The following is a 10472-nucleotide window of genomic DNA, read 5'->3' as shown; positions in this document are numbered from 1 at the left end:
TTTGTTGGTGCACTTCTTGCTCTGGCAAGCGGCAAAGCCGAGCGGAGACAAGTGCACCCCCTTAGATACCCTCCTATGCGGCTTAATACTGTATCATCTGCAGCACGTCTGCAATCTTCTCGATGCCCTCCTGCAGCGGCTTCTTCACCATCTGCTTGATGAACATGTTGAGCTCAGCCTTGATGGTGAGCTTCATCTTCGATGTGGTGGAGGTGACGGGCAGAATCTGAATCCAGAAGTTGAATGGGATGGGGCTCTGCTCGCTCTCGAACTTGATGCACTTCGGCTCGTCGCGGTCTACGATGCGCAGGCGGATAGATCCTACCGGCGGCACGTTGACAGAGAGCGAGTCGGAGTCGAACGTCATATCCTTAATCTTCTCCGCCTGCTGGCGCGTCTCCTCGGGCATCGTGTCCTTCATCAGCTCGTAGCGCTCCTTCAGAGCCTGCAGGTTACTGAGGTCGCTGAGCTTGTTGTAGACATTCTGCTGCGGATAGTTGATCTGTCGTATTGTACTTTCGAATGTTGTCATGTTTTTTTCTTCGAAAAATGTTGAGGTGGTGTGAAGTGGTGTTGTGATGTTGAGGTGGTGAGATGGTGAGATGTGATGGTGTTGCAATGTGATGTTGTAATGGCGAGAGTAGTCTCAACATCTCAACGCCTCAACATTTCAACATCCATTCTCACCACTTCAACATCTCACCAATACACCACCTTTCATCTCACCACCACACCATCTTATTACTTCTTCCAGTTAGCCGGGTCCTTGCGCCACTCGTGCAGCAGCTCAACGTCCTCGTTCTTGATGTAACCAGTCTCAAGAGCCTGCTCTACGACGTGGTCGTAGTCGGTGAGAGTTTCGAGGCGTACGTCAGCCTCGGCAAAAGCCTGAGCTGCAATCGGGAAGCCGTATGTGTAAGAAGCTACCATGCCCACTACCTGATAGCCTGCCTCGCGCAGAGCTGCAACAGCCTTCAGCGAGCTGCCACCGGTAGAGATGAGGTCCTCTACGACAACCACCTTAGCGCCTGCTGGCAGTTCGCCCTCGATGAGGTTCTGCATGCCGTGGTCCTTAGCCTTAGAGCGCACGTAGACGTACGGGAAGTTGAGTTCGTCGGCAACCAGCGCGCCCTGAGCGATAGCGCCGGTAGCTACGCCTGCCACAGCCTCTGCCTCGGGGAAGTGCTCGAGGATGGTGTGTACGAGTTCGAGCTTAACGTACGAGCGCAACCAAGGGAACGAGAGAGTCTTGCGGTTGTCGCAGTAGAACGGAGATTTCCAACCTGATGCCCATGTGAACGGATCGTTGGGCTGAAGCTTGATGGCCTTTACTTCGAGAAGCTTAGAGGCGAAGTCTTTTTTGAGTGTACTCATTGCTGTAATTATTAATTTTTAATTCTTAATTTTTAATTGTTACCTTTCGGATATTTAATTGAGATGTTTAGTCTTGGGTATTCAATAATGCAAATGTAGATAAAATTATCGAAAAACCGACGTGTTATGCCCTACAATTTGTAAAATTCAATAACTTTGCAATCAATTCAAAATTCAAAACTCAAAATTCAAAACTCAAAAATGCTTCACGCTCTTTCCACTTCTATTCCCTCACCCCGCCAGTTCACCTATCCGTTCTGCTACGAAGTAGACCCGCTTGCCGAGGCTGCGTCGCTGGAGCTGCAGCGCTACATCGCCGACGCCGACCTGATGAGCACGGAGAAGGGCTGCGGCAAGATGTTCGGTGTGCTCGTTGTGGAGTATGAAGACGAGTCGGGCGCATTGCAGCGCGGCTTCCTTGCCGCCTATTCGGGTCTGCTTGGCGGTAGGAACGACTGGCCTTACTTCGTGCCGCCCGTGTTCGACGCGCAGCAGCCCGACGGCCATTTCAAGCGTACGGAGCGCGAGATAAGCGCCATCAACCGTGAGATTGCAGCCATTGAACACGACGCAGAGTATCTGCAGAGCGTGGAGCAGCACGAGCAGACGAAGAAACGCTTGCAGGCTGAGGTGGACGCGTTCAAGGCTGAGGTGGACGCTGCGAAGGCGCGACGCGACGCACGCCGCAAGAGTGGCGAGCCGCTGAGCGAGGAGGAGCGAGCGGAGATGATACGCGAGAGTCAGTTTATGAAGGCGGAGCTGCGCCGCCGTCGCAAGGCGATGGAGCAAGCCGATTCAACACTCACCACTCAACATTCAACATTCTTAAAATCGCTTCAGCGCAAGCGCAAGCAGATGAGCGACGAACTGCAGCGCTGGCTCTTCGCGGCTTATCGCATGCTCAACGCCAAGGGCGAGGAGCGCGACCTTATCGACATCTTCCGCGAGTACACGCACGCCATGCCCCCAGCCGGAGCCGGCGACTGCTGTGCGCCGAAGCTCCTGCAATACGCCTACCTGCACCATCTGCGTCCCGTCTGCATGGCAGAGTTCTGGTGGGGCGAGTCGCCTACGTCCGAGATCCGCCACCATCTGCACTACTATCCTGCCTGCCGCTCGAAGTGTCTGCCCATACTCACGCACATGCTCAAGGGACTCGACGTGGCGCCCAATCCACTCGCGAAGAAGCGGCACACCGCCGAGCCGCGCGTGCTGTACGCAGACGAGTATATAATGGTGGTTGACAAGCCGGCGGGCATGCTGTCGGTGCCGGGAAAGGCGGAGAGCGTGAGGTCGGAATTCTCTGACTCGGCGAATATCAGCGTAGAAGAATACTTCGCCAACCTACAGTTACCCACGAATTCTCAACTCCCAACTGAGCAATTTACAATCGGCGAAGCCGACAATTCAAAACTCAAAACTCAAAACTCAAAATTCTTAAAAGCCGCCCACCGCCTCGACATGGACACGAGCGGACTCCTTGTGCTTGCCCGCACCGAGGAGACATATGTAGAGTTGCAGCGTCAGTTCGCCAGTCGCGAGACCGTGAAGCGCTACGAGGCTGTGCTCAGCGGCGTGCCGAAGCATACAACTCCACATTCCACATTCCACATTCCACATTCTTCCACGCAGCCGTCAGGCTGCTTGGAAGCCATCTCTCTGCCTCTCATCGCCGACATCAACGACCGTCCGCGCCAGCGTGTGGACATGGAGCACGGCAAGCCCGCACTAACATTATATAATATAGTAGAGGTGAGGGCAGTGGATGCGAATACTGCCGTGGCGTACACAACAAAAAAGGTGGACAAGGGCCGAACCCTTATCCACCTGTATCCTAAAACCGGTCGCACGCACCAGCTCCGCGTGCATTGCGCCCATCCCTTAGGCCTTGCCTGTCCTATTCTCGGCGATCCCCTCTACGGCATCGAGCGCGCCGACCGTATGTACCTGCACGCCGCCGAACTCACGTTCCGTCATCCCGTCACGGGCGAAACGATGCACTTCCTTTCGCCCAGCGGCTTTTAGCAAACAAGTAGCGGAGGTCTCCGGCCTCCGCAGCACCAAGTATGACCCTCATGTTTTTTATATTTTCGCAGTAAAACCTCACGAAAAGTCATCGTCACCCGAACGGAATCCGATCGGACGGCGGACGGAATCTGATCGGGCGGCGGACGGAATCTGATCGGATCGCGTTCGATGTCCGATGGATATATATGGAGTCCTCGATGCTTACCTTCGAGTAAACCAAGAGTTTTTGATGTGAACTATTAAAATGATTGCTTTGTTATATTTCTTGCTTAATTTGTCATGTTGAGGAACCGCAAGTGCGGTGTATGAGAGGTCGGAAAACGAAAGTAGGAAGAAAACAACTTCGTTTTCCTCCTACTCGATGTATGATGTGTTATCCGTTCAGCTTGTTCTTGCTTCTCATGTACGTGCGCTGTCCGTAGATGGCAATCACGACGAAGCAGACGAACGGCAGAATGAACGAAACGTTCACGGCTGGCATGCCGAAGAGCTCGCCGCAGTCGATTATCGAAGCCTGGAGCGGAGGCAGAACGCTACCGCCGAGGATAGACATGATGAGACCCGCAGCGCCGAACTTAGCGTCGTCGCCCAAGCCCCTAAGCGCTATGCCGTAGATGGTGGGGAACATGAGCGACATACATGCGCTGACGCCTACCAGACAGTACAGACCGTAGATGTTCTGCAGGAAGATTACGCCGCAGACGAGTGCGCCGCCCACAATGGCGAGCGTCATAAGCAGGTGGCCGGTGTTGACGTAACGAAGCAGGAATGTGCAGATGAAACGCGAACAGCAGAAGATGATCATCGCGATGATGTTGTACTGCTGCGACATCACCTCGGCTGCCTGCTCGGTCATGCCCTCAGCCATCAGTATGCGTGTGCCGTACTGGATGATGAAGGTCCAACACATAATCTGAACGCCTACGTAGAAGAACTGCGCTATCACGCCCTCTCTGTAGTGGGGCAGCGAGAAGATGCGGCGCAGCGTCGGCACGAAGTTGATGTCGTGGTTCTTGTCGCCGTTATGCGGCATCTTCTTGAAGAGGATGAGCATGAACATGGCGAGGATAACGATGCCGATGGCAAGGTACGGACCGATGAGCACGCTCAAGTCGCTCTCCTTCACCGCCTCAAACTGTGCGTCGTTGAGCTGTGCGCGCGCCGCCGTGTCGAGCGGACTGATCTTAGCCTGGATGAAGTTCATCGCCACGAACATGCCCAGCAGCGAGCCCATCGGGTTGAACGACTGCGCAAGGTTCAGACGGCGTGTCGCTGTCTCCTCGGTTCCCATCGACAGGATGTAGGGGTTCGACGATGTCTCGAGGAACGACAGACCGCACGTCAGTATGAAGTAAGCGACAAGGAACGGATAGTATTCGCCCGTCATCTTAGCCGGATAGAACAGCAGCGCGCCGAGCGCATAAAGTCCGAGTCCGACAAGCACGCCTGCCTTGTAGCTGTAGCGGCGTATGAACATGGCTGCGGGGAACGCCATGGCGAAGTAGCCGCCGTAGAACGCCACCTGAACAAGTGCGCCGTCGGTAGCCGACATGCGGAAGATTTTGGAAAACGCCTTCACCATAGGGTTGGTGATGTCGTTGGCGAAACCCCACAGGGCGAAGCACGACGTGATGAGGATGAACGGTACGACGTAGCTCACGCCGTCCTTTGATAGAATAGATAGTTTCATTTGCTTTGCTTATATTTCAATTTTACGCATCTCTGCCACCGATTCCACTTCGCCCTTGGCGAGTGCCTGACAGAGTATGTTGCCTATGGCTGTAGCCTCTACGGGTCCTGCCTCAACGGGCACGCCGAGAGCCTCTTCGGTAAGACGGTTGAGTAGCTTGTTCTGCGAACCGCCGCCGATGATGTGCAGTTTCTTTATCGGCGTGGGCAGCATCGCGTTGAGGTGTGCCGTTGCCTCGGCATACTTCGCTGCGAGCGACTGCAGCACGATGCGCGTTGTGGCAGCCTTTGTCTGCGGCACTTCGAGGCCGTGCGCGGCGCAATAGTCGCAGATAGCCGCCTGCATCGACTTCGGATTCTGAAACTCCTTTGCGTCCACCGGTATAATGGTCTTTATCTCCGCTTCTGCGGCAGCTGCGAGCAGCGTGTCATACTGCTGTTCGTCGCCTTCTTCCTTCCATTCTGTCATGAGACGCTGCAGAAACCACAGTCCGGTGATGTTCTGCAGGAACGTAATCTTGCCGCCTATGCCACCCTCGTTGGTGAACTCTGTGCGGCGTGCTTCCTCGGTGAGTATCGGCTGGTCGAGCTCTACGCCCAGCAACGACCATGTGCCGGAACTGATGAACGCCACCGGCGACTCGTCGTCCTTAGCCGGAACCGCCGCTACGGCACTCGCCGTGTCGTGCGAACCGACAGCTATGACATCAACTTCGCCCAGTCCGGTCTCCTCAGCGATGTCCTTGCGCAGCTTTCCGCGCACGGTGCCCGGCATAACGATAGGGCAGAAGAGGTGGCGCGGCAGCTCGAGACGGTCTATGAGTTCCCAGTCCCAGTCGCGTGTCGTGGCGTTGAGCATCTCGGATGTTGAGGCTATTGTGTACTCGGTGTTGGCTTCTCCGGTGAGGAAGTAGGAGAAGAGGTCGGGCGTGAAGAGCATCTTGTCCGCAATCTGCAGCTGCGGCGAGTTGGCTTTCTTGAGGCTCAGGAGTTGGAACAGCGTATTAATCTCCATCACCTGCGTGCCGTTCACGCTATAGTGAGCCGTGCGGTCGGTGTTGGCGAAGAACTCGTCAGCTATGCCCTGCGTACGGGCGTCGCGATAGCAGACGGGGTTGCCCACAAGGTCGCCGTTGCGGTCGATGAGTCCGAAGTCTACGCCCCATGTGTCCACGGCGATGCCCGACACCTTCAGTCCGAGTTGTGTCGCCTTGCGCAGTCCGGTCTTCATGTCCTCGAAGAGAGCCGGAAAGTCCCAGTAGACATGCTCGCCAAGGCGCACCTGTCGGTTCTGAAAGCGGTGTACGAGCTGCATCGTGAGCTGCTTCTTTCCGCCTTTCGCCGTAATGGTTCCGGCGACGACTCGTCCTGAGCCGCCGCCGAAGTCGATAGCTAAATAAGTCATATTGATAATGTTGATGTGGTGAGGTGTTGAGGTGTTGAGATGTTGAGGGTTGATGGGTTGATGTGTTGAGATGTTGAGATTAGATGTTGCTATTGTCACCATCACACCAATCTCAACACCTCACCACCTCACCATCTCACCATCTTTTTATCCCTTCTTGCCCAACACGTAGCTCTCAAGGTCGTCGATTTCCTCGTTTGTCAGAGTGTTGTACTTGCCGCCGCTGAGCACGATGATGCGACATGCCATCTCGAAGAACATTGCGCGCTCGAACACTTCGTCGAAGGTCTTGCCGCAAACCACCTGACCATGCTTCAGCATGAGAGCAGAGTTGTGGTCCTTCAGCGCTGCCTTAACAGCCTCTGCAAGCTCGGGTGAGCCCGGACGGAAGTAAGGTATAACCGGTATCTCGCGACCAACGTGGCACGGCACCTCAGCTGTTACGTTGAAGTCCTTCGGTGTCTCTGTCATGCACGACACTACGGTTGCGTACTTCGACTGGAAGTGGAGCACAACGTCGCAGTCGGGGCGCTCGCGGAGCACGCCGAGGTGGAAGCCGCTCTCCATAGAAGGCTTCACGCCGTTGAGCACTTCGCCGTCGCTGACGCGGCAGACAGCCACCTTCTCTTTCGGAAGTGTCGGCACCCATGAGCCTGTGCTTGAAACGAGCGCTTCGTCGCCGATGCGCCATGAGATGTTGCCACTTGAGCACAATGTCAAGCCTGCATCGCCTACGCGGTGAGCCTGACGCAGAAATTCCTGTATCTGATAATCCTGTATCATTGTTTTTTTCTTTGAAAAAGTTGAGAGTTGAGAGTTGAGAATTGAGAGATATGATTACCTTTTTGGGGTAAATTTCAACTGTAATATATAAACAGCAAAACATATCATAACTCTCAACTCTCAACTTTCAATTCTAAATTCGACTTTCGGCTTTCAATTATAAATTATTTGTAAATCGGTCCGTAGTTCTTGCAAGCGCGGAAGTCTGCGCCTTCCTTGTCCATGCCGAATGCGTTCCATGAAGCCGGGCGGAAGATCTTCTCCTCCTCCACGTTGTGCATGCAAACCGGAATGCGGAGCATAGAGCAGAGTGTGATGAGGTCGGCACCTACGTGTCCGTAAGTGATTGCGCCGTGGTTAGCGCCCCAGTTGTTCATCACAGAGTAAACGTCCTTGAACGGAGCCTTGTCTGTGAGGCGCGGAACGAACCATGTTGTAGGCCATGTCGGGTCGGTGCGCTTGTCGAGAACAGCGTGGATCTCGGGGTCAACGTCTACGGTCCATCCCTCTGCGAGCTGCAGAACCGGGCCGAGTCCCTTCACGAGGTTCAGGCGAACCATTGTAACGGGCATGCCGCCGCGTGTGAGGAAGTTAGAAGAGAAGCCGCCGCCGCGGAAGTAGTCGCGGTTAGCCGGATACCATGTGGTAGCCTGGAGGCAAGCGTCTACGTCCTTGTCTGTCATCTCCCAGAAGTGCTTCATCACCGGCTTGCCCTCTGCGTCGGTAGCTGCGCCAGAGCCGTCGAGTGTTGTAGCGCCCGAGTTGATGAGGTGGATGATGCCGCCTGCTGCCTTTCCGGTGAGCTCCTTGCCGGTCACGCGCTTCACAGCCTCGGGGCTCCAGTATGTGCGCACGTCAGAGAAGATCTGTGCTCTGCCCGTGAGCAGGTGGTTGAAGAGCATAGCCACGCCGTTGCCTGCGTCGTTCTCGGTAGCGAGTGTGATAGGCTCGCGCAGACCGTTCCAGTCGAACGAGGTGTTCATGAGTGCTTCAGGGTAGTCGCCGTTCGGGTAGAAGTCGGTCCACTGGCGCTGACCCTGGAAGCCGCCTGCGATGGCGTTGTGGCCGATAGCCTCTTCCTTGTAGCCGAGCTCGGCGAGGCGTGGGTTGCCGTGCATGAGGTCCTTCATGATCATCATCATCTTCACGATGAACTCCCAGTCCTGGTCCTTCTGCTCGCGTGTCTTTGCCTTCTCGGGGCGGTTAGCGATGTCCTCGCCCTCGTTGGTCATGCAGTTCTCGCGTGTCCACTCCATAGCCTTCTCAAACTCTACGTGGTCGTAGATGCCTTCTGTCATGCGGCGGATAATCTCGGTGAGGTCGACGCTCTCGTTGCGCATGCCGAGATACTCCTGGAAGAAGTTCGGGTCGACGATAGAACCGGCGATACCCATGCAGGCAGAACCCATAGAGAGGTACGACTTGCCGCGCATTGTAGCCACAGCCTGAGCGGCGCGTGCGAAGCGCAGAATCTTCTCTGCTACGTCAGCCGGGATAGAGTCGTCGGCGAGGTCCTGCACGTCGTGTCCGTAGATGCCGAATGCGGGCAGACCCTTCTGTGCGTGGGCAGCGAGCACGGCAGCCAGATATACTGCGCCCGGGCGCTCTGTGCCGTTGAAGCCCCATACAGCCTTCGGCCAGTGCGGGTTCATGTCCATTGTCTCGGCGCCGTAGCACCAGCATGATGTGACGGTGATGGTAGAGCCTACGCCCTCGCGCTCGAACTTCTCGGCGCAGGCAGCGCTCTCTCCGACGCGTCCTATTGTAGAGTCGGCGATGACACACTCCACGGGTGAGCCGTCACCGTTGCGTAAGTTTTCTGTGATAAGCTTTGCAACCGAACGTGCAAGGTTCATTGTCTTCTCTTCAAGACTCTCGCGTACGCCACCCTGACGACCGTCGATGGTGGGGCGAATGCCAATTTTTGGATACTTGTTCATAGATTCGTTTTTTAGGTTTTATATGAATGTTTCTGTTTTTTCGTAGATTGTCGTGTGCTTTGCGCACATGAATAGTGCAAATTTACAGCAAAAAAACGAGATGTACAATTATTCCGGTTAAAAGCTTTATGGCACAGATTGGCATATTCTTCCAACAATTGAGCAAAAATGTGAACAAATTAACGGAATTAATGCTATTTAACTATTCGAAAGCCGCAGTATTTGTCAATTGTTTATACATTTGCGATGCTCTTTTAAATTATCAGGGCGCTTTTCTTCCGCAATGCCTATGGCTAACGCCCATGCGGAGAGGGAGGGCGTCCTATGAAAACACAACGTATAACGGCATGGCTCGTGGGCGTTGCCGTGCATCTAAATTCAAACAATTATGAAGAAATTATTTCTCATGGCAGCTTTCGTGCTGTCTTCAGTAGCATCGTTCGCACAGCAGGCAGCAGGCACATTCACTCTGCAGCCTAAGGTTGGTCTCAACGTGGCTTCAATGACAGAGCTTGACGGCTCTGACCCGCGCATCGGCTTGGCTGTAGGCGCCGAGGGTCAGTATCAGTTCAGCGACCTCGTAGGTGTTTCGTTCGGCTTGCTCTACTCGCAGCAGGGCGCTACCGGCGAGTTCAACTTCATGGGCATTAACGCCGACCAGACTATGAAGCTCGACTACATCAACGTGCCTATCCTTGCCAACGTATATCTCTTCAAGGGTCTCGCCGTTAAGCTCGGTATCCAGCCGGCGTTCAAGGTGAACAGTTCTGTGAAGACAACTGTTAATGGTCATAGCGAGTCGGTAGACCTCGACGGCGTTAAGGGCTTCGATTTCTCTATCCCCGTAGGTCTCTCTTACGAGTTCAGCAACGTAGTGTTCGACGCACGCTACAACTTCGGCTGCACAAAGACTTTCGAGAAGGCTGACTCACGCCACAGCGTGTTCCAGTTCACAGTAGGATACAAGTTCGCGCTCTAAACTGACACTTTAAGGGGGTGCCTCAAGGGGGTGCACTTGTCTCAAGTGCACCAACCAAGCAAGAACTGCACCAACAAAGCATAATACTAATTGATTTTTACGACGAACACGAATAACTCGAATTTCACGAATACAGGATATCTCCATTCGTGCTATTCGCGCTATTCGTGTTCGTTTTTTTATTATAGCTAATTAAGCGGTTTCTATATAATATCCATGGTTGTTTCGGCTCCGTAGCGGCGGTATCCTGCCGCCGCAGCAATAAAAAACGCTA

The 10472-nt window shown here is 54.4% G+C and carries 8 protein-coding genes; 2 read left to right on the top strand and 6 right to left on the bottom strand.

Going from position 1 to position 10472, the window contains the following annotated elements:
* Nucleotides 1-82: 82 nt before the first annotated feature.
* Both KTQ90_RS08250 and pyrE read right to left on the bottom strand, forming a co-directional pair.
* Complete coding sequence (locus KTQ90_RS08250) at nucleotides 83-532, bottom strand: SRPBCC family protein (RefSeq protein ID WP_217318009.1); 450 nt, start codon at nucleotides 530-532, stop codon at nucleotides 83-85.
* A gap of 209 nt (nucleotides 533-741) precedes the next feature.
* On the bottom strand, nucleotides 742-1374 hold the full coding sequence (gene pyrE, locus KTQ90_RS08245) for an orotate phosphoribosyltransferase (RefSeq protein WP_022158797.1): 633 nt from the start codon (nucleotides 1372-1374) through the stop codon (nucleotides 742-744).
* 201 nt (nucleotides 1375-1575) lie between these two features.
* Between pyrE and KTQ90_RS08240 the strand changes: the two genes are divergently transcribed.
* Complete coding sequence (locus tag KTQ90_RS08240; protein ID WP_217318007.1) at nucleotides 1576-3399, top strand: RluA family pseudouridine synthase; 1824 nt, start codon at nucleotides 1576-1578, stop codon at nucleotides 3397-3399.
* A 376-nt stretch (nucleotides 3400-3775) separates the two neighbouring features.
* On the opposite strand, the gene fucP is transcribed toward KTQ90_RS08240, so the two are convergent.
* From fucP to fucI, 4 genes are all read right to left on the bottom strand, one after another.
* Nucleotides 3776-5092, bottom strand: a complete 1317-nt coding sequence (gene fucP, locus KTQ90_RS08235; protein WP_217318006.1) for an L-fucose:H+ symporter permease — start codon at nucleotides 5090-5092, stop codon at nucleotides 3776-3778.
* A gap of 9 nt (nucleotides 5093-5101) precedes the next feature.
* Nucleotides 5102-6496, bottom strand: a complete 1395-nt coding sequence (locus KTQ90_RS08230) for a rhamnulokinase (RefSeq protein WP_217318010.1) — start codon at nucleotides 6494-6496, stop codon at nucleotides 5102-5104.
* A 147-nt stretch (nucleotides 6497-6643) separates the two neighbouring features.
* Entirely contained in the window at nucleotides 6644-7279 is a 636-nt protein-coding gene (locus tag KTQ90_RS08225) for a class II aldolase/adducin family protein (RefSeq protein ID WP_217318005.1), read from the bottom strand.
* 164 nt (nucleotides 7280-7443) lie between these two features.
* Nucleotides 7444-9219 carry an L-fucose isomerase gene (gene fucI, locus KTQ90_RS08220; RefSeq protein ID WP_217318003.1) on the bottom strand — a complete coding sequence of 592 codons (1776 nt, stop codon included), beginning with the start codon at nucleotides 9217-9219 and terminating at the stop codon, nucleotides 7444-7446.
* 388 nt (nucleotides 9220-9607) lie between these two features.
* Between fucI and KTQ90_RS08215 the strand changes: the two genes are divergently transcribed.
* A complete protein-coding gene (locus KTQ90_RS08215) occupies nucleotides 9608-10198 on the top strand; it encodes a porin family protein (RefSeq protein ID WP_217318002.1) in 591 nt (196 codons plus the stop codon).
* Nucleotides 10199-10472 lie beyond the last annotated feature (274 nt).

The sequence above is a fragment of the Leyella stercorea genome, from assembly GCF_019052365.1.
GTDB lineage: Bacteria > Bacteroidota > Bacteroidia > Bacteroidales > Bacteroidaceae > Prevotella.
This window is presented reverse-complemented; position numbering and strand designations above follow the sequence as displayed.